The organism is Nocardia sp. NBC_01499 (genome assembly GCF_045040275.1).
Lineage (GTDB): Bacteria > Actinomycetota > Actinomycetes > Mycobacteriales > Mycobacteriaceae > Nocardia.
The window spans coordinates 3,805,526-3,831,375 of the sequence record NZ_CP109426.1 but is presented as its reverse complement, the minus strand read 5'-3'; the positions used below and the strand labels follow the sequence as shown (position 1 = coordinate 3,831,375).

Annotated in this window: 20 protein-coding genes and 1 pseudogene; 15 read left to right on the top strand and 6 right to left on the bottom strand. The window is 63.6% G+C overall.

What is annotated here, in order from left to right:
* Positions 1-44: 44 nt before the first annotated feature.
* Positions 45-1,046, top strand: a complete 1,002-nt coding sequence (locus OG203_RS17645) for a GlxA family transcriptional regulator (protein WP_405166745.1) — start codon at positions 45-47, stop codon at positions 1,044-1,046.
* A gap of 72 nt (positions 1,047-1,118) precedes the next feature.
* Here the strand turns inward: OG203_RS17645 and OG203_RS17640 are convergent, their stop codons facing one another.
* The 3 genes from OG203_RS17640 to OG203_RS17630 form a co-directional block, all read right to left on the bottom strand.
* A complete protein-coding gene (locus OG203_RS17640; RefSeq protein ID WP_405166744.1) occupies positions 1,119-1,538 on the bottom strand; it encodes a Dabb family protein in 420 nt (139 codons plus the stop codon).
* Between the two features lie 68 nt (positions 1,539-1,606).
* Entirely contained in the window at positions 1,607-2,806 is a 1,200-nt protein-coding gene (locus tag OG203_RS17635) for an MFS transporter (RefSeq protein ID WP_405166743.1), read from the bottom strand.
* Between the two features lie 175 nt (positions 2,807-2,981).
* Entirely contained in the window at positions 2,982-3,557 is a 576-nt protein-coding gene (locus OG203_RS17630; RefSeq protein ID WP_405166742.1) for a CGNR zinc finger domain-containing protein, read from the bottom strand.
* Positions 3,558-3,659: 102 nt separating this feature from the next.
* On the opposite strand from OG203_RS17630, the gene OG203_RS17625 reads away from it, so the two are divergent.
* Positions 3,660-4,832: an epoxide hydrolase family protein gene (locus OG203_RS17625; RefSeq protein ID WP_405166741.1), complete on the top strand. Its 1,173-nt coding sequence runs from the start codon at positions 3,660-3,662 to the stop codon at positions 4,830-4,832.
* 22 nt (positions 4,833-4,854) lie between these two features.
* Here OG203_RS17625 and OG203_RS17620 read toward each other — a convergent pair whose 3' ends face one another.
* Entirely contained in the window at positions 4,855-10,839 is a 5,985-nt protein-coding gene (locus tag OG203_RS17620; protein ID WP_405167897.1) for an amino acid adenylation domain-containing protein, read from the bottom strand.
* A 240-nt stretch (positions 10,840-11,079) separates the two neighbouring features.
* On the opposite strand from OG203_RS17620, the gene OG203_RS17615 reads away from it, so the two are divergent.
* Positions 11,080-11,874, top strand: coding sequence for a hypothetical protein (locus tag OG203_RS17615; protein ID WP_405166740.1), 795 nt, complete (start codon positions 11,080-11,082; stop codon positions 11,872-11,874).
* Positions 11,875-11,978: 104 nt separating this feature from the next.
* On the top strand, positions 11,979-12,743 hold the full coding sequence (locus tag OG203_RS17610; protein WP_405166739.1) for a helix-turn-helix domain-containing protein: 765 nt from the start codon (positions 11,979-11,981) through the stop codon (positions 12,741-12,743).
* 147 nt (positions 12,744-12,890) lie between these two features.
* On the opposite strand, the gene OG203_RS17605 is transcribed toward OG203_RS17610, so the two are convergent.
* A complete protein-coding gene (locus OG203_RS17605) occupies positions 12,891-13,178 on the bottom strand; it encodes a hypothetical protein (protein WP_405166738.1) in 288 nt (95 codons plus the stop codon).
* Between the two features lie 210 nt (positions 13,179-13,388).
* On the opposite strand from OG203_RS17605, the gene OG203_RS17600 reads away from it, so the two are divergent.
* The 9 genes and pseudogenes from OG203_RS17600 (at position 13,389) to OG203_RS17560 (ending at position 23,122) form a co-directional block, all read left to right on the top strand.
* Positions 13,389-14,330, top strand: coding sequence for a BTAD domain-containing putative transcriptional regulator (locus OG203_RS17600; RefSeq protein WP_405166737.1), 942 nt, complete (start codon positions 13,389-13,391; stop codon positions 14,328-14,330).
* A gap of 34 nt (positions 14,331-14,364) precedes the next feature.
* On the top strand, positions 14,365-14,640 hold the full coding sequence (locus tag OG203_RS17595; RefSeq protein WP_405166736.1) for a phosphopantetheine-binding protein: 276 nt from the start codon (positions 14,365-14,367) through the stop codon (positions 14,638-14,640).
* Positions 14,637-16,274 (top strand): fatty acyl-AMP ligase, encoded by a 1,638-nt coding sequence (locus OG203_RS17590; protein WP_405166735.1) that lies wholly within the window; start codon positions 14,637-14,639, stop codon positions 16,272-16,274. Before OG203_RS17595 ends, OG203_RS17590 begins: the two co-directional genes overlap by 4 nt.
* Positions 16,275-16,778: 504 nt before the next feature.
* Positions 16,779-17,498 (top strand): N-acetylmuramoyl-L-alanine amidase, encoded by a 720-nt coding sequence (locus OG203_RS17585; RefSeq protein WP_405166734.1) that lies wholly within the window; start codon positions 16,779-16,781, stop codon positions 17,496-17,498.
* 2,224 nt (positions 17,499-19,722) lie between these two features.
* Complete coding sequence (locus OG203_RS17580; RefSeq protein ID WP_405166733.1) at positions 19,723-20,898, top strand: hypothetical protein; 1,176 nt, start codon at positions 19,723-19,725, stop codon at positions 20,896-20,898.
* Positions 20,899-20,922: 24 nt separating this feature from the next.
* Positions 20,923-21,372 carry a DUF6301 family protein gene (locus OG203_RS17575; protein WP_405166732.1) on the top strand — a complete coding sequence of 150 codons (450 nt, stop codon included), beginning with the start codon at positions 20,923-20,925 and terminating at the stop codon, positions 21,370-21,372.
* 70 nt (positions 21,373-21,442) lie between these two features.
* Positions 21,443-21,901: a TY-Chap domain-containing protein gene (locus OG203_RS17570; RefSeq protein WP_405166731.1), complete on the top strand. Its 459-nt coding sequence runs from the start codon at positions 21,443-21,445 to the stop codon at positions 21,899-21,901.
* Positions 21,902-22,076: 175 nt separating this feature from the next.
* Positions 22,077-22,625, top strand: a pseudogene (locus tag OG203_RS17565) (DUF6301 family protein).
* A 305-nt stretch (positions 22,626-22,930) separates the two neighbouring features.
* A complete protein-coding gene (locus OG203_RS17560; protein ID WP_405166730.1) occupies positions 22,931-23,122 on the top strand; it encodes a hypothetical protein in 192 nt (63 codons plus the stop codon).
* 51 nt (positions 23,123-23,173) lie between these two features.
* On the opposite strand, the gene OG203_RS17555 is transcribed toward OG203_RS17560, so the two are convergent.
* Entirely contained in the window at positions 23,174-23,923 is a 750-nt protein-coding gene (locus tag OG203_RS17555; RefSeq protein ID WP_405166729.1) for a hypothetical protein, read from the bottom strand.
* 447 nt (positions 23,924-24,370) lie between these two features.
* On the opposite strand from OG203_RS17555, the gene OG203_RS17550 reads away from it, so the two are divergent.
* Positions 24,371-25,135 (top strand): PE-PPE domain-containing protein, encoded by a 765-nt coding sequence (locus OG203_RS17550; RefSeq protein ID WP_405166728.1) that lies wholly within the window; start codon positions 24,371-24,373, stop codon positions 25,133-25,135.
* Between the two features lie 57 nt (positions 25,136-25,192).
* A complete protein-coding gene (locus OG203_RS17545; RefSeq protein WP_405166727.1) occupies positions 25,193-25,822 on the top strand; it encodes a hypothetical protein in 630 nt (209 codons plus the stop codon).
* The last annotated feature ends 28 nt before the right edge of the window (positions 25,823-25,850 follow it).

Genomic DNA, 25,850 nt, shown 5'->3' with positions numbered 1-25,850 from the left:
ACCTGGCGAGAGGCAAGTTTGCCCCGTTTCGTTAGGATCTTGCCATGACGGTGCATCGAGTCGCGGTGCTGGCGCTGGACGGGGTCACCCCGCTCGACCTGGCGATCCCGACGCAGATCTTCCACGCCCGGCCGGAGACGTCTTATGAGATGACTCTGTGTGCGCTCAACTCGACGGTGGCCACCAGCACGGGTTTCGCGCTGGTCGCCGACGGGGGCCTGGAGCAGCTGCGCAGCGCTGACACCGTGATCGTGCCCGGATTCGAGCCGATCCGCCGGCCGCCCGAGTCCGCGCTCGGCGCGTTGGCCCAGGCCCGCGATCGAGGCAAGCGGGTGGTGTCCATCTGCACCGGCGCCTTCGCGCTCGCCGCTGCCGGCGTGCTGGACGGACGGCACGCCACGACCCACTGGAAACACATCGATGATTTCGAGCGGGAGTTCCCGGCCGTCACGGTCGACCGCGACGTGTTGTATGTCGATGAGGGAGACGTGCTCACCTCGGCCGGGGTGTGCTGCGGCATCGACCTGTGCCTGCACATCGTGCGTCGCGACCTGGGGGCGACGGTCGCCAACCAGATCGCCCGCGGTCTGGTGGCCGCACCTCATCGCGAAGGAGGACAGGCCCAGTACGTGCCGGCCCCGGTCGCGGTGGCCGGTGAAGCATCGCTCTCCGATACCCGAGGCTGGGCCCTGTACCGGCTCGCCGAGCCACTCACACTGCGCGTGCTCGCCCGGCACGCAGGCCTCTCGCAGCGCACCTTCATGCGCCGGTTCACCGAGGAGACGGGCACGACCCCGTTGCAATGGTTGCTCAACGCCCGCCTCGGTAGGGCGCGGGAACTGCTGGAAACCACGGACCACTCGGTGGATCGGGTGGCCCGCGACTGCGGGCTCGGCACAGCAGCCAACCTGCGGCTGCACTTCCGGCGCGCGCTGGACACCACCCCCACCGCCTACCGCCGCACCTTCGGGCGCTCGACGCCCTCCAGTCCGACCTGTTCACAAGCGAGCCGGCGCTCGGACTCGGCATGGCCACCACGACGGTGACTCGGATCCACTCAACGCGAAACCCCCTGTCGGACAGGCTATCCGACAGGGGGTTCGGGTTCGATCGGGTGATTACTTCTCGCCGTGCGGTCCCGGTGCGGCGCTCCCGCTGTATTCGCCGAGATCGGAGACCAGCTTGGTCAGTTCCGGGTCGCTGTCGTAGCGACGCTGGTGCAGTTCGGCGATCTTCTCGGCCATCGCGGGATCCGCGTCGTCGGTGATGTCGAAGGAGGCGAACTTGTCGACCAGGGGCAGGCCGACGCGGTCGGTGTTGCGGTGGGCCGGGTGAATCAGGTACTCCCAGTAGCCTGCGAGGTCCTCGATGACGAACACCGCGCCCCACTGGTATTCGCCGCCGAAGTCGGGGCCGACCACGAAGGACTTCACCGAGGGGATGGACCGTCCCTGGTTGCGCAGGCTCTCGAGGGCTTCTTCGACGGCTTCAGGGGTGGCGTCGGCGCGGAGGGTGAAGCGGTTGCCGTGGTAGATCATTTCTTTCATCCTTCATTCGGGTGAGCCGCGGGTTCGCGGACTCGGTGGTTGGGGTGAATTTGGCTGTGTTACTTGGAATTACGGAGCAATGGCAGGGCGATCACCGCGCCTAACGTCATGGCGATCCCGGTCAAGAGGAACGCGCCGCCGATGCTGGTGATCTGGATGAGTGGCGCGACGATCAGCGGAGAAACGAACTGGCCGAGGAAGATTCCGGTGACCAGGCCGCTGAGGATCCGGCCGCGAGTGGCGGCAGGCGCGAGGTCGCTCAATCGCAGGTTCAGGTTCGGGACAGCGAGGCCGACGCCGAAGCCGCCAACGAGCAGTCCGGCCACTACCTGCACCACCGTGCTCGCGGTGCCGACCAGCATCCACCCGATGCCGAGCAGCGCGATGCTGGCGGCGGTGAGGACACTCGGCGACCAGCGGCCCCGCAGTGACGGAAAGGCAAGTGCGCCAGCGACACTGCTGAGCGTCGTCGCGGCTATCACCGCACCGACCAAGGCCGGACCGATGTGCAGTTGCGCCAGCAGGAAGGGCAGTTGGGTGGGAGCCATGTAGAAGGCGAGTGTCACCAGGAAAGCGACTAGGTAGAGCCCGGCGATCGGCCGGAAGATCCCTGATCGCGAACTAACGGCGTCGACGCCAACCGGTCCGGATACCTTGTCGCGCCGCTGTTCTCGCAGCGCAAGCAGCGCGAATGGCAGGATAACGGCGGAGGCGCCGTAGATCCAGAACGGCAACTTCCAGTTCGACGCGGCCAGCAGACCCGCAAGCGGCAAGAAGACGACACCGCCGATGCTGGCGAAAGCCTGTTGCAGCCCAAGGAAAGTCGCCCGCTTCGGTCCCTCGAACCAGTCGGTGATGATGGCGCTGATTGCCGTCATGATGCCGCCGACCGCGACACCAACCAGGGCTCTGGTCACCAGTAGGACACCGATGCCCTCGACGAAGAACCCGGCCGCGCCCGCCACGGCGTACAGCGCGAGACTGCCAACCAGCAGCGGTTTACGCCCGATCCGGTCGGCTGCCATGCCCGCCAGCGGCGCGCTGAGGCCGATCGCCAGCGATGTGACGGTAAGCACCAGCCGCACCAGCACATCCGCGCCTGCCACCGCCGAGAACGCCTCGCGCATGGCGGGCAGGCTCGGCGCGATGACGGCCGGACCCATCACGGTCAGCGTCGCGGCGGCCAGTACGGTGGCGCGGGCAATGCGCGCTGGCGTGGCCAGCTCTCGCTCCACCGCCTCATCAAGTGCCGCGCTCATGGTGTTCCTCCTCGTGTCCGGCAAGTCGTGCTCGCTTGCTGACATCGAGATTTCCATCCGTGCACCCGCATCCGCGTCGGTGATTTTCACCTAGATACGCAGTCGAGTCGGCGGTTAGGTAGACACACTCAGCTCGCGGACCTGACGGACGCCGACCTTCTATCGAAGGTAACGATCACTCCGCTGATCTGGTGCTTTTGCGCTGGTTGGCATTGAATCTCGCCTTCTTCTGACGATTACCGCACGTGTTCATGTCACACCATTTGCGGGTGCGACTTTGGCTGGTGTCGAAGAAGGCGGCTCGGCAGGTCGGCGATGCGCACAAGGCCAATTTTCCGTCTCGTTCGCCGGCGATGATGCTGATCGCGTCGGCGGCGATTACGCCTAGGGCATCTTCTACACAGGAAGCCGAGCTGAGTCGCCATTGCCGATTACTCTCGGGCGTCAGAACAGCCGCCGCTCGACCCGCAATGCTGCGGTCATTGATGACTTGGACGGCAGGCGCAGGAAGAGCGTCGTGGATCGCGGCCGCTGTCGCGACGGCGTGAATTGATTCCCTTAGCTCCCAAGCGAGTTCGAGCTGGGCGGTGGTGCAGGAGTGCACGGCGAGGCCGCTCACTGCCAGCCAGTCGACGAGTCGCTGTGGCGTGGGAATGCGCTCGACCGCGTCGCCATGACGCTCCGACAGCGTCCCTGTGAAGCTGGTCGCTAGCACGCTACCGAGGCGAAAGTCAGGAAACCCAGCACGCATGGAACCACCTTAGCTGGTTGCACACTGACATGAAGACATGTTAGAACCGTCTTAGCCGGTTCCAATTCGTTTTAGCCGGTTCCACGACGACCAGGAGGACTCATGCCCCGTCCAACCAGCGACGTGCAAGCATTCGAAGCCCACGCAACTGACGCTGACCTCGACGATCTGCGCGCACGACTGGCCGCGGCGCGACTACCGGAGGCTGAGACGGTCTATCGCGCCGCGCCCGACCCTCGCCGATGGGAACAGGGCGTTCCGCTCGCCGACCTCGTCGACGTCGTGAACTACTGGCGCACCGAGTACAACTGGCGGTCGTTCGAAGAGCGCCTCAACCGGATCGGCCAGTTCCGCACGACCATTGACGATCTGGGAATCCACTTCCTGCACCGCCGATCCGCGCGCGCAGACGCAACGCCGTTGGTCCTGACGCACGGCTGGCCAGGCAGCATTGCCGAGTTCACCGAGGTAGTAGACGAACTGGCGGAGCCGAAAGACGCAGCCGCGCCAGCGTTCCACGTCGTGGTCCCATCGCTGCCAGGCTTCGGTTACAGCGACAAGCCGACCACCACCGGGTGGGGAACCGAAAAGATCGCGGCCGCATGGGTGGAACTGATGGGAAGGCTCGGCTACCGCAAGTTCGCGGCCCACGGCGGCGACTGGGGCGGCAATATCACCACGGTTCTCGGCGGCAGATTCCCGGCGCACGTTCTCGGCATCCACACAACGTTCGCGGAGGCGCCGCCCGGGCTGACAACGGCCGGGCTGACGGCGGCCGAGCGCACATGGACCGAGGAAACTCGCGATTTCTGGCGCCACCGCGCGGCGTACGCGAAGCAGCAGGCGACCCGACCACAGACCATCGGCTACTCGCTCGTCGACTCACCGGTCGGGCTCCTTGCCTGGATCCTCGACAAGTTCGCCGAGTGGACAGATACCGAAGACAGCCCGTTCGAGACGATTTCCAGAGACCGCATTCTCGACGACGTCACCCTGTATTGGCTGACGCGGACCGGCGCATCGTCGGCCCGCATTTACTACGAAAGCCACAACTCGCTCGACCCCGAACTTCGGGTCGACGTCCCGTCAGCAATCACCATGTATCCCCGCGACATCGAGAAGTATCCGCGCCCATGGGCACAGGAGCGGTACCGGCAGATCGTTCGATGGAATTCGCCCGAAACCGGGGGACATTTCCCGTCGCTCGAGGTCCCCGAGTATTTCGTCAAGGACCTGCAAGACGGCCTCGCGGCAGTGCTTGCCGCTAATCGGTGAACGCGGCTGGGAGCACTATCGGTTAAGCAAGTCTTCTCGCAAGGCCCGCGATTGTAGGGTTCGTAAACAGGTCGTTGAGCTTGAGTTTCAGGCCTCTCCGTTCGATGGCCGCGCGGAACTGCAGGGCGGATATGGAGTCGCCGCCAGTGGTGAAGAAGTGGTCGTCGGGGTTGGGTGTGCTGCCGAGCACTTCTGTCCAGGCTTCAATCAGAAGTGCCTCGATCTCGTTGCGCGACAGAGGGACTGGTAAATGGTCACGCAGGCTGTGGAGGGCATTCCGGTCGGCTTTGCCGTTGTGGCTGCGTGGGATCGAGGGGAGGGGTACGAATACGGCGGGGATCGCGTAGTCGGGTAGCCGGTCGCGGAGGAAAGCGGCGATTTCGCCCGGGGCGGCGGTGCCGGAGTAGTAAGCGATCAGGACGGTGGCATTGGCGGCATTGGTGTCGTCGAGGACTGCCGCGGCACTGACTCCGGGGCACTCTGCGAGGTGGGTCGTGACCTCGCCCAGGGTGACGCGGTTGCCACGGATCTTGACCTGGTCGTCGATGCGACCGAGGTATTCGACGTCGCCCGTGCTGGTTACGCGGGCCAGGTCACCGGTCTGGTAGCTGCGGACCGTGCCATCGGTGGTAAACGCCTGTGCCGTCAGCTCACTGCGGTTGTGGTAGCCACGAGCGAGACCTGCACCCGCGATGACGAGTTGGCCGGTGTCTACCGGGCGGCGGTCGGTCTCCGCGATGGTGAGGACGACGTTGTCGATCGGTTCGCCGATCGGCACTGCCGTGGTCTTGCGGGCGTCAGCGACGGTGATATCGAAGTAGGTGCTGTACACCGTCGCCTCGGTGGGACCGTACAGATTGGCCAAGACGACGTTGTCGAGATCAGCGGCGGCGAACAGGTCGCCGAAGCGGCGGACCAACGCGGACGGCAGAGCCTCACCGGCGCAAAGGATGAACCGCAGGGTGCCGACGCGGCGGATGGCGCCCGGTGTGGCCTCGAGCTCGTCGAGGAAAGGACCGAGCATCGATGGCACGAATTGCACGACGGTGACCCGGTGGCGTTCGACAGCATCGATGATCTGTCGAGGGTCGATGTGCGCGCCATCGGGGAGCACAGCGACTTGGACACCGGTTTGAGTGAGCCACCACAGTTCTGGCACCGACACATCGAACGTATGGGGTGTCTTATGCAGAATGACGTCGGTCTCGGACAGTGGGTACCGCCGTTGCAGCCATGCCAGGAGATTGACGACCGACCGATGTTCGATCATCACGCCCTTCGGCGTGCCGGTGGAGCCGGAGGTGTAGATCATGTAGGCGAGGTCGGTCGGTTGGCATGTCGCCGGTTCGGTGTGCCGGGTGGGTTGGCCGTCCGGCGCGATGACGTCGATGCCGTACTCGGCGGCATGTTCTGGGTTGCCGATGAGGACGCGGGCGTCGCTGTCAGCGAGCAACGTGCGGATCCGCTGCTGCGGATAGTCGGGCGAAATCGGCACGTAGGCGGCTCCGGCGGCCACGACGGCGTGGATCGCGATGACCAACTCGGGGGAGCGCGGTAGCAGTACGGGCACGAATTCGTCTGCACGTAGGCCATATTCACGCAAGCAGGCCGCGAGGGTACGGACGCGGTCGAGGAGCTCGCGGTAGGTGAGCGCTGCGATCTGGTTGTCCGCGGTTGTCCAGGTGAGCGCGGGTCGGTCCGGGTAGCGTGCGGCTGTGTCCGCGAGCAGCTGCGGCAAGGTGGCGGTTGCGTCGAAATCGACTGTCGCGCCGACCAACGCGGTGGGTGTGGCCGCCAAGGCCAGCGGTGCGGTAGGAGCGGCGAGTGTCGCGAGGACAGCACGCAGCGCGCTGTCGAATGCGGCTTCGTCGAAAATGTCAGTGCTATAGAAGATTTCGACGTCGACGGTGCCGTCGTGGGCGTATTCGTTGACCACGATGGTCATCGCGTCCAGCGCGTAACCGGCCGACAACGTCGATACATCACGGCGCAGTCGCTCGGCATGTCGGCTGTCAGGGATCTTGTTGTAGGTCAATCGGATATCGAACAGCGTCGGCATGTTGCCAGTGCGTTCGCGCAACGCGCGGAGCAGGTCGCCGTACGAAAAACGTTGGCGTCCTTGAATATCCCGCACTTGTGCTTCGACGAGATCGCCGAGTTCGGTGAGCGTCGCTGCCTCGGCGACGGGGATGTGCACGGGCAGAATGTTGGTGAGGTCGCCGACCATGGCCAGCTCTGTGGGCGTTTCCCGGTTGAGCAGGGTGACGCCGACGACGATATCGCCGTGCTGATGAAACCGGCGAAGTTGCACACCGACAGCGGCGAGCAGCAGTGCCACCACCGAACCTGTCGCGCGGACACCGTTCACGGCGGACCGCCCGAAGCTACGGGTGCAGCGGCGCAAGGGATTTCCGGTCGAGCTTCGCGCGAACACCGCGGGCGTGAGCGGGAGAAATCGTTCGACGAGCGCGGCACGGTCGATGGTCCATTGACCGGATTCGCGGTAGCCACGGTAGCCGTCGAGCATGGCGAGAAAGCTCGGGGCGGTGGTGGCTGGTTCGGCTCCGTGGTAAGCGGCGGAGATCTCGCGTGCGATCACGATCGATGACCAGCCGTCGGCCACTGCGTGGTGGAATCGGCTGAACACGATCAACGAATCGCAGGCATCGCGCAGGATGGTGAACTCGCTCTGCGGACCGTCGAGCGGCAGCACCGTATCGGTGCGTATTCGTGTCCACTGTGCAAGAGCCGCAACGGGATCGGATTCGGTGCGGAAGTCAACGAACCCCACCGCATCGGGCACGGCGACAAGACGCTGCACGGGCGGCGCGGCGTCGATGTCGAACCGCAGGCGCAGCGCGTCGTGTCGGCTTTGCACACCGAGGATCGCCGTGCGCAACCCATCGACGTCGGTAGCCCCGTCGACTCGAATGTAGTATGCGGCCTGCACCACCGGCAGCTCCGGATAACGCGCTCCGACGGCGACAAGATCGGCTTGATACGGCGACAACGGCCACGCGGTCCCAGCCGGGCGCGCCAGCTCCGCAACCGCTGCCGATTCCCTTGTGGAACAGGCTAGTTCGGTGCGAAGCCGGGCGGCGAGTGCGCCAGGGGTCGGCTGCTCGACCAGATCGGCGACAGTGAATCGCACGCCGGTGGATGTCGCCAACCGGTTGCGCAACTCCAACGATGCCAGCGAATCGAGCCCGAGTTCTTTGAATGTCGCCGCAACGGGTACCAGCTCACGGTCGCGGTATCCGAGCACTGCGGCCACCGCTTCCCGCACAACGACGTCCGGGTTGAGATCCGGCTGGCGGATGGGTGTTTCGACTGTCTGGTTCAGCTGCCGGCTTGCCGTTTCGCGCGGCTTGAAAGCTATCGCAAGCCCTTCGTCCGGCATCATCCAAAACCTTTGGCGCTGAAAGGGATAGGTCGGCAGGTCGACTCGACGCGCACCCGAATCGGTGAAGTAGGAGCCCCAATCCACCGCCACACCTACCGAATACAGCTGCCCGGCCGACGTCAGGAACCGTCGCAGCCCACCCTCGTTGCGTCGCAATGTGCCGACCACCGACGCCGCAGTGGCCTGATCGGATTCCGCGGCCAAGGCGGCGACGGTTTCGTGCACGCCGACGCTCAGCACCGGATGCGCACTGACTTCCAGAAACACCCTGGCACCAGCCCGATGCGCGGCACGAACCGCATCCTCGAAACGCACGGTGTCGCGGGTATTGCGATACCAGTAGTGCGCATCGAGATTCGCGGTGTCGAGCACATCACCGGTGACCGTGGACAGGAACGGAACCGCACTGCTGCGCGGTGTGATAGTCGCCAGTGCCTCCTCGATCGCCGACCGCAGCGGCTCCACCAGCGGCGAATGTGATGCCAGCGAGGCAGGCACCTTCCGCGCGTCGATGCCGTTAGCGGCGCAGTGCCGCAGCAGATGCTCGACATCCTCGGCGTTTCCGGACAACACACAGGAGCCGGGACTGTTGACACACGCCACCGCGAGCGCACCGCCGACGAGCTCGCGGGCTTCGTCGACGGGTAATGGCACCGCGACCATGGAGCCATTACCGCTGGCCGTCATCATGATCGCGCTGCGCCTGGTCACCACGAGCACCGCCTCGCGCAGCGTGAGCGCACCCGCGATGTGTGCCGCGGCGATCTCGCCCTGCGAGTGCCCGATGACCGCGGCGGGCCGCACGCCGAGTGCCTCCCATGTCCGCGCCAACGCCACCATCACGGTAAACAGCACTGGCTGAATGACATCCACCCGTTCTAGCGGTGGCGCACCCGGCGCACCACGCAGCACATCGGTGACCGACCAGTCCACGAATTCCGCAAGCGCCGCCTCGCAGCGCGCCATGTGTTCGGCGAAAGCTGGTGCTGTATCGAGTAATTCGATGGCCATGCCTTGCCACTGCGGTCCCTGGCCGGGGAAGACGAACACCACGCCGCCGGAGGTGTCCACTGGCGCGGAACCGGTCGCCACCTCGGCCAAACCGTCGGTCAGTTCGGCAGCGTCGGCGCCGAGCACCACCGCACGCTTGTCGAAGGCCGCCCGTCCGGTCGCCAGCGAGTGCCCCACATCGGCGGGCCGAAGCTGTGGCCGACGTCGCAGGTGGTCGGCCAGCCGGGCCGCCTGAGCACGGAGCGCGGCGTCGGTGCGAGCCGACAGCACCAGCGGCACGACCGGGAGCTCACGGCGCGGCGGCGGTCCAGCGTCGGAAGTCGCGGGTGCTTGTTCGATGATGACGTGGCAGTTCACGCCGCTGATGCCGTTCGCCGAGACCGCGCCGCGGCGGGGCGCGCCGGACCTGGCGGGCCATGCCATGAGTTCGTTCGCGACTCGCACGGTGCCCGACGACCAGTCGATGTGCGGGGACGGCACATCGTAATGCTTTGTCGCAGGGACGATTCCGCGCCGGATCGACTCGACCATCTTGATCACGCCCGCGACACCCGAGCCCGCTTGCGTATGACCGAAATTCGACTTCGCGGACCCGATCCACAACGGGCGATCCGGGCTGCGCACGCCCCCGTATGTCGCAGTCAGCGCCGCGACCTCGATCGGGTCACCGACCCTGGTCCCGGTGCCGTGCGCCTCGACGACATCGATATCGGCCATACCGAGTCCGGCGTCGGCAAGCGCGTACTCGATGGCTTCCTGCTGGGCGAGCTGGTCGGGTGCACTCAGCGATGCGGATGCCCCGTCGGAGGCGATGGCACTGCCGCACAGCACCGCCGCCACCGGGTGCCCGAGCCGCTGTGCGTCGCGGAGCCGCTCCAACACCAAGACGCCGACGCCTTCGCCCAAGCCGAAACCTGTTGCGGCGGAAGCGAACGGGCGCGTGGTGCCGTCTTCCGACAACACACGAAGCACCGAGAATCCGACGAAGAGGCTGGCCGTGCTGTGGATGGTGCCCCCGCCGGCCAATGCCATCGAACACTCGCCCGACCGCAGGGCCTTCATCGCGGTGTGGATCGCCACCAACGACGACGAACATGCGGTATCGATGCTGAGCGCCGGGCCGCGCAGACCCAGCGCGTAAGCCACGCGCCCGGAGGCAACGCTCGCCGCGACGCCGGTGTCTTGATAGCCCTTGGTCCGCTCCATATCCGCCATGCGCGGCCCGTATTCAGCCTGCATCACCCCGAAATAGACCCCGGTGCGGCTCCCGCGCAGCGACCGAGGATCGATACCGGCGCGTTCGATCGCCTCCCACGATGTCTCGAGCAGCACACGCTGCTGTGGCTCCATCGCGACGGCCTCACGCGGGCTGATCCCGAAGAACCCGGCATCGAAATCGGTTGCGTCGCAGAGGAAGTTCCCGAACCGCGTGGAGCTGGTAGCGCGGGTAGCGCCGGTGCCACACAGGCGCCCTAGGTCCCATCCTCGATCGGTCGGAATCTCTGAGACGGTGTCGCGGCTCGTGACCATGGTGTCCCACATGGCATCGACCGAGTTCGCCCCGCCGCCGAAGCGGCAACTCATCGCTACCACCGCGATGGGTTCCTGTCCTGACGCGTGCTTGTACGCCGACCCCGCCACCTGTTCTTACCCCCTGCTCGTTCGCTAACTCGGCATGAGGATAGACAGATAGTTACCCTTCGGTTACGAAGCGAGTAGCGGCGACTCGTCCAAGTCGGGTGTCAGCGCCGGGCGTTACAGGAGCTGTCAACCCTATTTAGGGTCAATCTCTTAACTTGTTTTAGATGGCCTGGCAACGCTTCACTCATCGCTATGACCAGCACAGACCACCACATGCTCCACCGCAGGCGCAGCGCGTCGGCCCCCCGCCTCGTCGGCACCGGCAGAGCCTTGCCGCACCCGCCTGACTGCGTGACGCGAAACACCGTCATGCAAGCGCTTCTCGCCGTGCCGGATCTGCTCGTCGAACTCGACACCACGATGTCGCGATCCGATGCCGTCGGGACCAAGTCGATGGGCGGGCGCACCTCTCCGGGGGGCAGGGAACCGATCCTTCCGTACAACAAGGGTGCCGCCGACGCACGAGCGCTTCTCATCGCAACCCTCGGCCGTGTCGTTGACGAGGTCGCGGCAGTCATCGGCCGGACAGCGCCCGTCACTGCCCGCGACCAGGTGTTTTTCTTGTCTGCCGAACTGCCGAAGCTCCCGCGCGGCGCTGCTGCGCTGGTTGGCATCGGCGACATCACCCGTGCGGTGCGCACCGCCCACGTCGCGATCGATCGACCAGAAGTGCGCCGTGCCCTCGGCCGCTGCGCCTGTGGGGTCTCGCTCTACGCGGACGAAACCCACGATGTCGTCGGCTGCGAGAACTGCGGACGCATTCACTCGGCCGCGGCCGTACGCGCCGCGGCGGTGGGACGCGCGGCGAACAAACTTGCCACCGCAGCCCAACTAGCTCGAATGTTGCCGTGGATCGGGGAGATTCGCATCACCGCCGATCGCATTCGCCAATGGGCGGTGCGCGGCAAACTGGTGGCCCACCAGGTCGACGGTCAAAGCCTGTACCGCGTCGGTGATGTCCTCGCGCTCGCCACTGCTCGTCGGTGACCTGAAGTCATGTACCGTAAGCGCTACCATTTGAAAGTTCAGACCAGTCGTTTTGTTGCCGCGTTGCGGTCGGAGGAGTTTCCGTGTCCTGCGGTGAGTTAACCGTGCCCCTGCCGACCCTGGCCGACTACGTCGCGTTCCACCGCAAGCGTTTGAAACTGACCAGAGTGGCACTGAGTGGCCGTGCGCATCTGTCGGCCAGGACTATTCAGAAACTCGAGACGGGTGAGCAACTGAGTCTCACCGAGTCGTCGCTGAATTCATTGGCCCGAGCGCTCGATCTCACCTCCGAGGACCAGCGCAGGCACCTGGATGAGCTGACCCGCGTGCACAAGCCCCGACCGTGGCTGCCCCTACAACTCCGATTCGAGGTAACCGCGGACGAGCGGGCGATGCTCGACGATCTGATGCCACAGCCCGCCGCGTATTGCAACGAAAGCTGGGCCGTAGTCGCCGCCAACGCTGCCTACCGGGATCTTTTCCCTGGGCGCGTGGAGGCCGGGAGCGTCCTGCTCTGGCAATTCAGCGAGATCGGCCGGAAGACGATCGTGAACTGGGAAGCCGAGGTGACGGGGACCGTCGCCAGAATGCGCGGCATCCTCGCCCACTTCGGCAACCCTGCCCTCGGTGTCGCGTTGCTGGCCGAGCTGGCCAAAGACCCCGACTTCGTCGAGATTTGGCTGCGGCGCGAGGTTGGCTTCGATCGAGCGGTCGATGAGCCACAGCACATTTACACTGCCACGGGACCGGTCACGGTGATCATGCAATTGCAGTCGGTCTCGACTCGGTTGGACCGACTCCACCTCTGTGTGGGAGTTGTCCGCCCCGCCACCGGTGCAACCGAATTGATCGCGCACAAGGCCGGTTAGTCCGAACGCCGCTGTCACCGGTCCAGCTGCTGACCGGTCCGCCACCATTCTTTTGTCTGCCCAGCCCGCCTTTCGCCACCGCATCCTTGCCGGTTGCTGGAAGGTCAGTCGAGGTTGCGCCGACCCATGCCACGGAGTTCCGAAATGTCATCTGACAACCCTGACCTGCCATGCCTCGGCATCCGAGGCTTCATTCAGCGCAGCACGTTGCGAAACTGGCCCGTGCATCCAGAAACCGTTGCCGCACAAAAAATCTGCCGGACTCGCTGCCCTGCCGGACAGTTTCGCACCTGTGCGGAAGCGGCATTGCGGGCCGGTGAAATCTTCGGTGAGACCGATCGGCCGCGTGTCGCCGACGGTGTCGTGATGGCGGGTGTCGTCTGCCGGGGAGATGCGGCAACCGCACGAGCGCTGCGCAGGATTCTGTCCGCGCATGCGGAGGACCCGAACGCTGCCGACCGGCGGTGCGCGGACTGTCAACGGCCGATGTGTACCCGGCGGCGCCGTAAGCCCGGACACGTCTTACACGGAAGTGGTGGCCGCTGCTACGGATGCTATCGAGCGTCCGGCCGCGCGGCCTGACGGCCATTTCGGAATGTCGCTGGGCCCAAGCGGCTTAATCGCGTCCCAGTCCGGCTCTTGCCGGTGTCGCTGGTGCAGAAATCAAGCAGGGGAGAGGTGACGGTGGAGCATACGCAGTCGGGGTTGGTGGTCGTAAGACTGTTGGGCCCCTTCGAGATCGGCTTCGAAGGTGCTGGGAAGAACCCGTGGCGATCGAAGAAATGCACAAATCTATTCGCATTTCTTTTGATCAATCATGGTCGGTTGGTGAGCCGGGGCCGTCTCGAACAGTTGCTCTGGCCGCAGCCGAAGCGGCCTGCCGGTCCGACGGCGTTGAAGGTCCTCGTCCATACGTTGCGGCGCGCTCTCGATGTGACTTTCGGCGGTGACCGCGACTTTCTTCGGATCGACAGCGGTGACGGCGGCTATCGACTGGTGCTCGGTGAGCGGGTTCGAGTGGACATTCATGAATTCGAGCAGTTGTGCCGGAATGCCAGCGAGGCATCGAGGCACGGGGAGACCGATGTCGTGGTCGACTACTACAACCGGGCAGTCGAGATCTATCAGGGGGACTTCCTGGGCGAACGGGGCGAGGAATGGGCGCGGGAGCAGCGAGAGTGGCTGCGGGCCAAGATGATGCATGCTCTCGGTCACTTGATGCAACATGCCAACGACATCGATGACGCGCCTGCGGCAATCGGTCATGCGCGTCGCATGCTCGAGCTGGATCCGGCCGAAGAACGGGCATTTCAGGCGATGATTCTCGTCCATGGTCGTCGCGCCGAGCTCGATCAGGTCAACTACTGGTACGAACTCTGCATCGGTCGGCTCGCCAGGGAACTCGACGTAGCGCCGCAGGAGGAAACACGACGGCTATTGCTCCGAGCCCAGAACGGTGACCTGGTCGGGAGTTGCGGCACCGGTCGGCGGCGGCCACCGAGGAGACGTCGTCGCCGGACCTGCACTACCGCGAACAGTGGACCGCTACCCGAGGACTCCGAAGGAGGGCGATGGCCCAAATCTTAACCGGCTCATAACCGTGCCTCGTTAGAACCTTCGTATGGCGGATATCGCAGAGCAGTTGACGCAGCTCTTTGTCGAGGACCTCAGGATCGAACGGAGCCAACTGACACCGGACACGTATCTGGTCGCTGACCTGGCGTTCGACTCTCTCGCATTCAAGATCACCATGTCGTCGATCGAGGCACGGTTCGGCATCACCCCGCCGGAGCGGGAGACGATGGCATGCATGACGTTCGGCGACCTGGCCGAATTGATCGCGGCGTGTGTCGCCGACGCACCCGCGACGACCGAATCGGCGACGGACGGTCGGTGAGCAGATTCACCGACCACCTGTACCGGGCGGCCGCGAGTACCGCCGGAGGCATGGTGACCGGCGAGCCCGGCTCACCAAGCCGCCGCACCTGGGGCGAAGTGCATCGCCTGGCCAGACGGATGGCCGGTGCGCTAGCTCCCCACGTCGGACCCGGTGCGAAAGTTGGCATCCTGGCCGGTGATCCGGCCAAGGTGGCACCGTTGGTGCAGGCCGTCTGGATGCGTGGTGCGGCATTCACCATGCTGCAACAGCCAACGCCGCGTACCGATCTCGGGCAATGGCTCGCGGAAACCGAGCGTGTGCTGCGCATGATCGATGCCGAGGTGCTGCTGGTTGGTACGCCATTCGACACCGCCTTACCCGAGGGCAGTCTGCCTGTCTCGGTGCTCAGGTTGGCTGATCTGACCACTGGAACCGACATCGAGCCGGTGAGCCCCGCGGAGGACGACGCGGCTCTGCTGCAACTGTCGTCCGGTTCCACCGGTGATCCCAAAGCCGTTGTCATCAGCCATCGCAGCCTGTATGCCAACATCGCCGCGATGGTGGACCGGTCCGCGCTGCCGACGACGACCGACGAGGTCATGATCTCGTGGCTGCCGCTGTCACATGACATGGGCATGATCACTTTCCTGGCCATGCCCATGATGACCGGTGTGGAGTTGGTCAGCGTGACACCCGCCGATTTCCTGCGCGATCCACTGCTGTGGGCGCGGCTGATCAGCCGCTACCGTGGCACGTTCACCGGCGCACCGAACTTCGCCTACGCACTCCTCGGCCATCGCCTCGCTCGTGTCACCGACGACACCGCCTATGACCTGTCGAGTATGCAGGTCGCCGTCAACGGTGCCGAGCCGATCGACTGCGCCGCGATGGCGACCTTCACCGACCAAGCCTCCCGATTCGGTTGGTCGGCAACAGCATTGGCGCCCTGTTACGGGATGGCCGAAGCGGTCGTCGCTGTCTCCGCTCCAGATCGGGGGCGCGGCATGCGACCCGATCATGTCAACCGGGAGACTCTGGAGAACGAAGGCCGCGCCGTCTCAGTGACGGCCGGTCCCGCTTACGCCCGGCTCGGCAAGCCGCTGGCCGGGATCACCGTGCGAGTCGTCCACCCCGTTACCCGCGCAACGCTCGCCCATCGAGGCGTTGGTGAGTTCGAACTTCGCGGCGAGAGTATCGCCAGCGAGTACCTCACCACCGCCGGTAGTGTCGCCGCCAAGGACACCAATGGGTGGCTCCGGACCGGTGACCTCGGATACCTCACCGAGGACGGCGAACCCGTCATCTGCGGACGTCAAAAGGACGTCATCATCATCTCCGGGCGCAACCTGTATCCGACCGATATCGAGCGTGCCGCCGAACAGGTAGAGGGGGTGCGCATCGGCAATGCCATCGCGTTATCAATCGCCGCGGGCACCGCGACGGAAGGTTTCGCCGTACTCGCCGAGTCTGCCCATCATCACGACGAAGATCTCAGCCGTGACCTGCGGCGTGCGATCAGCACTGAGATCTTCAAAGCCGTGGGTATCCCGCCCCGGACCGTTGTCGTACTGGCGCCTGGCGCGTTGCCCAAAACCACCTCTGGCAAACTTCGCCGCTCCCATGCCCGCGAGATCCTTGCGGGGAAATGCTGACGCGGTTGCGGAGCTGATCGGCGCATTGGCCGAAAAGTGGTTGTTACCTGCGTTGTTCAACACTTCGGCGGAAGTTTGTCACGGTCAGGGTGCTAGGCTACGCGCCGTCGGATATCACACCGGAATGGTGTGATCACTCGGCTCATGCCGACTGTTGTTCTGCTAGTTGGCATTCTGTGCAAACCCGTCGCAGGCCCGGAAATGGCCGTTTACCTGCGGTGTTGGCAAATTTCGCCGGCTCTGTCACGCGGCCGTTGATAGGCTGATGTCGCCGGATCGGCATAGACCTGGAACCTGTTGCTCAACAACGGGTTTCGAGTCGGATTCCGTCACATGGTCGTTGCGACTCTGCATAATTCACTGTCTTCCGATGGTCCATTCGGCTAAGTCGCTGGTATCCCCGGCTTCTCTCTGCAAACGAATATATACAGCAAAGGAACGACGATGTCTTGGACCGGAGATCCGATCTGGCTGGCCGATGTATTGCGTGCGGCCGGGTTACGCGTGATCGAACACGAGGGTTGGCGCGAGCGTGGTCATGGCGATTTCGGTGACCTCCGCGGTGTGCTGTGTCATCACACAGCTGGTGGCGGTACCGAGGATTGGCGGATCGTCCAAAATGGCCGCCCGGATTTGGAAGGTCCATTGGCCCAGTTGGTTCTGGAGCGCGATGGTACTTTCCGGGTCATCGCCGCGGGTGTGTGCTGGCATGCCGGTCGTGGTTCTTGGCCCGGCTGGCCCACCGATAACGCTAATTACCACGTGATCGGTATCGAGGCGGTGTCTCGCGGCGACGGAACCGATTGGACGCCAGCGCAATTGGATGCCTACAAGCGAGGTTGCGCGGCAATTCTGGCGCGTATCGGGCGTACCGCTGAGGATTGCGTCGCTCATCGGGAGTACAGCCGCGAAGGGAAGATCGACCCTGCCGGTATCGATATGAACGAATTCCGCCGTGATGTCGCGGCTTTCATCGAGAGAAAGGACGCGCCGATGAGCGCTTCAGAAGTCAGTCAGATCCAGGACTACATTGCCGGGTTCTGTGGCCCGATCGGCAGTGACGTCAAGGACATTCGCGAACAGTTGTGTGGTCTGCAGCAGCGTGATCGGGGTCAGTACGGTGGTTGGCCGCAGCTTGGCGGCCGCACCGTGGTCGACGCACTCGCTGACGTGATCGCTCGGTTGGACAAGTTCGAACACCGCTCCATTTCTCCCGCCGCCTGAATCCCCAACGGGCACTTGCCCGTTCGCCCTACTCATGTGGCATATACCCGAGACCCTGTAGATAGCTCTCGGTTACGTGCCTTTCGCAAGCCCGCCCTGTCGCGCGCCCGTCTCCCGACGATCTTCGTCGGTCGCAGATGCCGCCCGCCGCGCACAGGGCGCCAATGGTCCCGCCCCCGGGTCCGCTCACACCTCGGGGGCGGGACCTTCTCTTTCCTCGAATCCGCCTCCCCGCAACGGGATTGGTGTCGGATCGATCCCCTCTTAGAAGCTCAGCCGCATGATCGCCGTCACCTCCGAACTCTGGTGATGTGCTCTGCGGCCGTGTCTTCGCGTACAGAACAGTGGAGAACACCTCATGCCTCCCGAATCTTCAACTTCTGGCAAGCCGATCGATCCCTCGGTGGCAGTGCTCTTTCCCGGCCTGGTGGGAGGGACCCAGCCAGCGCCGGACAAGAAGCCAGAATCCGCCGCTCCGGCGTCAACCACACCGGTGGATCCGTCGGTGGCAGTGCTCTATCCGGGTTTGGTGACCCCGGCTCAACAGCCGCCAAAGGACGAGAAACCAGGATCCGCCGCTCCGGCGTCCAGCTCACCGGTGGATCCGTCGGTGGCCGTGCTCTATCCCGGTCTGCTGGGAGAGAAAGAGCCACCGACGGACAAGAAGCCAGGATCTGCCGCTCCGGCGTCTAGCACACCGGTGGATCCGTCGGTGGCCGTGCTCTTTCCGGGTTTGGTGACCCCGGCTCAAACGGCGCCCAATGGCCTGGCGTCGTTGGCTATCCCGCCCAGCGTGCCTGTCGAGTACTCGGCAGGTGGTGGGCTTGCCCCGCCGCCCGGTGTGGGCGTTCTTGGTCAGTTGGTCCTCGAAATGGCCCCTCCCGGAAGCAAATTCGAAGGTCAGACCAGAGTCGGCGAGGACGGTTCGTCCACGACCGACTGGAACATGGTGGTACCCGGGCAGGAGCCGACCTATTGGGGCAGGACCCAACACGTCCCCCTGGCCAACGGTACCTCGATCGACATCAACTACGGCTCCGACGGGAACCCGCTCCTAGCTAAAGGCGAGGGTGATCCCGCGCTCCGGGTGCGCCTGGCAGATGACAACGGCGCCCCGCGATGGGCGGTGCTGAACTCTGCCGGTGAGTACCTGTTCACGATCAACAGCTCTGGCAACACGATTGGTGAGGGTGAGTCGGCGTCGACCGGGAACTCGTCCGCGGGCCTGGCCGGCCTCGGGCTAGCGGGGATCGGTACCGGGACCCTTCTCCCAGCGGGAACAGCCGGTGCCGCCGAACTCGGTGCCGCGGGCCTGGGGGCTGCTCTGGCTGAAGGCGCAGCGGCCGGTGCCGCGGGAGGTGCTGGGGCAGGAGCCATTACCGGGCCGGGCGCGGCGGTGACCGCAACCCTCGGGTTGGTCGTCGGGGTCGGCCTCACGTACTGGATGTGGCAGAACGGCACACTCCCGGGCAGCCCGAACGGTAAACCCAAGGACGACGGCGCTAAGCCAATCGACCCGAACTCACTTCCAGAGATCACTCCCACGCAGCCGAGGATTCCGCCTAAAGGCAACGGCGATCAGGGAATTCAACCTTCCCCGGCGCCACCCGGCTCGGAGCTAACGGTACCGGTGCCCGGTCCGGGGACGACGATGCCGCCGACGGATCCGGGTATTACAGCTCCAGAACCTGGAGTGGTTCTCCCACTGCCAGAACCCGGAGTGGTCCTCCCGGTTCCGGAACCCGGAATAGTCGCCCCGGGGAAGGGCCCGGGTGAGATGCCGGGCAAGGAGCCCTGGGCCGAACCGGTGCTCCCGGGTTGGTGGCCCGATCCGGAGATTCCCCTGCCAGGTTGGTGGCCGAACCCCGACCGCCCATTGCCGGGCTGGGAGCCAGACCCTGATCGTCCGCTCCCGGGTTGGTGGCCGAATCCGGACCTTCCGCTGCCGGGGCTGTGGCCGGACCCAAGCGTCCAGCTACCGGGATGGTTTCCAAGCCCTGGATTCGTACCTCCATCACTCGGACCCGCCGATCCGGAAGAACCGTCGGTCAGTGCCGGAGAAGGAGAAGATCCAGAGGACTACCGGCTACCGTGGTATGGCCCTACAGAGGAGACACCAGAAGGCCATTGGCCGTGGGGTGTCTTTGAAGGCCGGAACGACCAGTGGTATAAGCGCTTTCCTGGTGGGTTTACGCAAAAAGTTCCAATGCCGAACTGGGCGAAGATGTCCAAGGATATCGATGCCCGTGCGGTGAAGGGGCCGACTACTCCATACGACGGGAACCGGCTTCCTGGTGATATCGGGTTCCAGCTCGATGAGATAAACGCGATGCAGAACGCTGCTATGGCGGACAGAGATACGATTCAGAATGATATCGCAGCAAGAAGTGTCAACATGCAGGTCGAGGATGGGGTTGGTGGGTTTAGGCCGGTAACTCTGGATGACTTCACTGATTCGAACCTCAAGGAGACGATCGGGCAGCTATCTGAATCGGAAGATTATGACCCAAATGATATAGAGCTGCTGGAGAAACTTGCTGGGCAATTGATTGATGAGAGGGCTTCTATCAGTGCCCTTTCAGAGGTGCGTGGGCAGGTCGGCGGTGACTATGTTGCTGGTGAACTGGGTATTGAGACGATCTACCAAGGGTCGGGCAACTACGATACGGATCGGCTTGGAATTCAAACCTTGCCGGACGGTACGAAAAGGCCAGTCCTGGTGGAGGAAAAGGGTGGTCTCCGTCCGACGTATGGTACGCGGGGTGTCGATGTTGGCGGCCCCAAAAAAATAAACGCTCAGCAGGGATCGGTGCCGTACGGTGTGGACGAATTCAGGACCGGCTCGCCCGCCTTGCAGGCGCTAGTCGACTATGACGCTGAGCACGGCACCACGTTTGCCAATGATTTGGTTGAAGGCAAGATCGACTTCGGCTATCTGGGAGTTCATACAGAACCTGGAACGAACAATATTAATGTCGTCGAATTCGTACCTGGCGCAGGGAAAGCGTTCAACCTCGACCACCCGGGAACCGGGCAGAAAGCGCCTACGCTACCGCCGCCCACCCAACCAGTTCCCGACGAGGGATCCGCTCCATCCGACTCGGCCATCGCCGGCGGACCGAGACTGATCGCGGACGAGAGACCGGTTGCCGTGCCAGGTCAGACGGCGCCAGTATGGATGAACGGTCTCGTCGCGTCTGCCGCGCCCTGGGTCTCGGGTCTGGCCTCGCTCACGCAGCCTCGCAATATGACGGTCGACACGCTGAAATCCGCCCCCGTGCCGAGGGATCTGGCGCAGCCTGCTGATCAGACATTGACCGTCAACCTTGCGATGCGGACGCTTGACACCCTTAGTCCGGAAGTCGCCCACGTACTGACCTATGCTTCCTCCATCCGATGACGACACAGAGAAGGACCATCCCCCATGCAAGTCGATATTGAAGGAGCAGTCCGAATTGCGGCGCTGGCCAAAGAATTCGATTGGACTGGGTATGTCGACGACCTGCCACAATTTTGTGACTTAGCGGGGTGGGAGATCGCCCGGTCGGGGGAGAATGGTGCGACACTGCGAACAGATATGGATGTTCGTCGTCCAGAAGCTCGCGTTTTCAAACAGAAAAGGATTTTCGAATACATTTCTCCATATGTTACTGACATTGTCGATAGGTCGGTGCAGTGGGGAGAAGCCCGGAAGTTGGTGGTCGATGCTTTCGCGGATCTTGGCAACGCCCTCATATCCACTATCGGTATTCCGGACCGGACTATTCCGGGTATTCATCCCGCTATGGGTTGGGATAATTTGAATATATCGATCGATTTGCGTGGCTCTCTTCGTTCGGTTAGCCTCGAATTATCGAACCCTAAATATCGATAGGTTCGAGATTATTTTCAGGAACCGGAGCCGGGTGAATCCAAATCATCGATAGGATGATTTACGAGTTGAGATGGCGGGAATGGATATAACTACTTTGGACGATGATTGGCGGAGAGTTTCGGCCGCTTTGGCGTTGACGTTGTCTGGTATGCCGGCCGAGGCGCATCTGCTTATTAATGCATCTGGCGGGCGATTCGCTCGGTTCTTTGTGGATTCACCGCAGCTGTGGTGCGAGATCGTCCACAACGATCAGCTCGATGAGAACTTTCGGATGTCGGATCGATTCGAGACGGAATTGCGGGAGCAGGGTTGGTGTCCGCCGATCGAGGGGAGTTGGGACACCTGGCATCTCCTCGTCGGTTGGCCGGTGCATTACGACGTGTACGAGAAGGCGGCCGGCCAAGTAGTCGCGGTGCTCCACCGAGGACTGCGGGTGGGTGCGCCATCCGAACTCGACATCGATTCCTGGATCGTGGACTCGGACGAGGAATTCCCTACGAACGCCTTGTCGGATGCCATCGGAAATTGATCCAGAGTGGTCACCTATCGTCTCCGAGCCAATGTCGATGATAAGTGCAGTTTGGGCGTGCAGGTGGACATCGAGGAGTTGTTGAAACAGCAAGCTTGGCAACATGATTCGACTGCATATGGACCGATACGCACCACAATCGGATCTGGGCTACACAGGCTGACGAATCGCGTCCATGCGGTGTGGGAGCTACGATCGCCCGACGGCCGCAACCACTGAATACGAGAATGAGCAATTCGATATGCGAGCGGATATTGAACGCGCTGCTCAGGCGGTGCGTGTGGCGGCTGAGTTCGACTGGACGTGGACCGTCGACGATCTGCAGCCGTTCTGTGACCGGGTCGGTTGGCAGCTCAGCGGCCTCGACGAGAGGTTCCCCACAGCTACGACCAACTTCGAGGTCAATCGCCCCGACGTAATGGTGTCGGTCAAAGGCCCGGAAAGAACCAATTTAGCGCGAACCCTTAAGTAGATCGCGTTTCGCGCCAGTGATGTAGTTCTCGATCGGGCCGACTTGGGGCCTGAGTTGGACGAGGTTTTCGATGCGCTCGTGCAGCGGATGTTCGAGCTGGTCGGGCAGCGGCCGACGGATTGGTGGATTGAGCCGACTCGAGGTCTTCGCTGGGACCTTCCCGCTCTAGTGGTTACAGCCAAGATCAGCGTCACGTCGGTCTATGTGTATCTGGACAGCCCTGCTTACCAGAAATGGGAAGAAGAAATCTAGCAGAGCGGCGACGACTAGACGCGAGTTGGTTTGGGCTGCAGCCGGGCTGGATCCTGCACCTGATTGTGTTGAGGCGGACCGGGGATCGTCCCGGGTTCGCTGCAGGCTAGGCTGTCGCGGCTGTTACGAAGTGTTGTGGGTTGGATCTGTGGGGGAGTCAGAGCGTTATGTCGTGTCGTCGAATGGTTTTTGCGGGGTTGCTGGTGGGGGGTGCGGCGGTGGTCGCGTTGTATCCGGGGTTGGTGTCGCCGGTCCAGGAATCTTCGGAGCCTGCGAATGTGCCGCCAGCCAGCCCGGGAAAGTCCATGAACGTCAGTCCCTACGACATGATCGGGGTGGGGCCGGACGGGCAGCCGCTTCCCGACGTGGGCGTGCTATCGAAGGTGGTCAATCCCTACGATCCGACCGGTGAACTGGGCATCGCGACCTATCCCGCGGCATCGTCGTTGGTGCCGGGAACGACTTCGACGGACTCCCCAGAGGGCCTCTCCGACTAAGGGCACACATAGCGCCGGTCTCATCGACGGGGTGAACAGGCCGATGGGAGTTCAGGTTTCGGGGAGGGCGGTGCGCCACTCGGGGAGGGCGTTGAGGTTGGCTCGCAGGTATTTGAGGCCTTGTTTCATGTAGACACGAGGGTTGGTGTCGAGATGTTTGGCCCACAGGGGTTTCGGGTCGCCGCGCATGATTGTCCAGCAGGCGAGGGCATAGCCGAACATCGGCTGGGAGAGATAGCCGAGACTCGCTGAGCGCCAGCCGTTTTGGCGCTGGGAGAACTGAAAGGCCGCGTTGGCATTGAAAACGCCGAGGCCAAGGTACACGGTGAGCAGGTCGGTGAGTTGTTCGTTGTCGTGACGGTCGGCGTCGATGCGGTACTCGCCGAGAAGGCGCTCGTGCGCGAGCTCGTGGGCAACGGTGGCCACGAGGGTGACGGGCGAACGCATCCTGGACATGTCGAGCGAGATGACCGCGCGGCCGTGTTCGATGCGGTAGTGACCGGTCGCACCCTGCGCGGAGCCCGCCAGGAATGCCGCATCCGGTAGGTCATCACCGTCGGATCGGATCTCCACTCGGATGCGATCCCGAGCGACGCCCATGTAGTCCCCGACAGTGTCGACCACCGTCTGGACGTCCTGGGCGCTACCGGAATACGCGTCGGGAAAGAAGTCCGAGGTCGGCAGGATGACCGGCGTGCGCAGTGTCCGGTCGCCGAATTGCGCCGCGCACCAACTGAGCATCTCCTCGACCCACAGCCGCTCCAACTCTCCCACCGGGCAGGTAGCCCTGAAAATCCCCATGCCACATTATGTCCCACCGCGCTTCGCGAGCCACCAAAACCATCAACTACCTGCACTGTTGATCATTTTCGAACCGTTTGTCACAGCAGGCAAGCTAGGCTTTAGCCACAGGCAAGAAACGAATCGGAACTCCTTCCCACAGTTTCTCGCCTTCTCGATTACGAGAAATCTTGACGGTGCTGATAGCCCGTCATTTCCAGCCCCATGCGGCACGCCCCCGAACAACTATCAGGTTGAAATGCGGGTTCAGAGCGTTGCCGCATGCCACGCCCCTTGCGCGCCCGTTTCCCGCGGGTGGTCCGCGGTCGCAGACGTTGTCGCAGCGCGGGGGCGTCGTAGTCCCGCCCCCGGAGCAATTCCCCTCACCTCCGGGGGCGGGACTCCTCCTACTCATCGAAATGAGTTCCCGTACAAGGAATTCCGGACACACATAGAAAGGCTGTTCGCGTGATCACTGTTCTGACGTGCCGAGGCACCGGAGAGCATCTAGGTGCGCCGACGAACATGCTCTCGTGCGTCACGCGCAGGCTGGACAGCGCCAAGTACTTGATCGGTCCCGATGTCGACTACCCGGCCAGTATTGGTCCGGCCAATCCGCAGAACCGCTACGCCGGTTGCTCGGAGGAGCAATCGGTCGCGCTTGGCGTCGAGGCGCTGGCCGCGGAAATCCGTGCCACACCGAATCGCGTAGGGATTCTTGGCTACAGCCTCGGTGCCATCGTGGTCACTCGGTTCTTGGAAGCGAAGGCACGCGGCGAGTATCCGGACTGCGCGGTCGAGTGGGCGGCGAATATCGCCAATCCACTACGCAGGGAGGGTGATTCATGCGATCAAGGTGCGGTGGGGTTCGGGATCAACGGCCAGCACGAGCCCTGGCCCGAGGGCATCGAGACCTGGGAAGTTGCCCACCATGCCGATGGGATCACCTGCTGCCCCGCGGATTCGCCATTGCGCACCCTCGCCGACACCATGTCGGCTTTCAGCTTCGCCGCCATGGGCGGCTGGGGGAGCGCGCTGGCCGAACGCATCCGCGGCAATCGCTGGCAGCTGGATCACCGCGACTGGTGGCAGCCGCAGGTGTGGTCGCAGGCGGCAGTCCTCATGGACGGATATGTCCGAGGCGGCACCCATACCGCCATATACCGAACCGACGGTTACTGCGATCGGCTGTCCGCGCGACTCAATGCGCACCGGATCGCGGTCACCGCCTAAGAACCTGATGGATGGTCGAAAATGTCTTTCGAAGATGTACGAGATGGCGCGCAATTCGTGCGTTTCGCCGACGGCGAACAGGAGGGTCGCCGTCCTGGCTATGACGATGGCGCACTGTCGATTTCACGTCCGGGCCGGTTGGCTCCCTTCCTGCAATGGTCGGCCATGGCCAGTGTTGCCGGGGCGGCGATCGGTCAGGCGATGTTCAAGACCAAGGCCTACGCCTCGGGCGGCGAGGTAGAAGAGGAGCACGGTCCAACCAATGACGGTGGATTCCTCTCCACCGCCCCGGTCGGTTCATTGTTCCCTTTTCTGCAATGGCACAACTGGTACAACATTTACAAAGGCACGCAAAATGAGATCGTCAAAATCGGCGGCGAAGCGGCCATCTCGGCGCTGGCCGGAGCCGTGGCCGGGCCTGCGGGTGCCGCGGCCGCGGGTGCGGCGACCGCGTTGACCAGCACGGTCGCCTCTGTCGTGCAGACCTTGTCGTCGGCATCGCAGAATCTGCGGCAGACAGCCCCGAAGATGGTGCAGCCTCCGTTGCGCACTCTCGAACAGCGCGGGGGCCCGGAGATCGACCGAAGCACCACCATCAACGTGATCAAGTCCGAACAGTACGGCGCGACGCGCACCAACGACCCATTGCGGGATCGACTTTCCACCTATCTGAGCCACGTGCGCTGAAGAATCGAGCGCTCCCGCTCGCACGAGT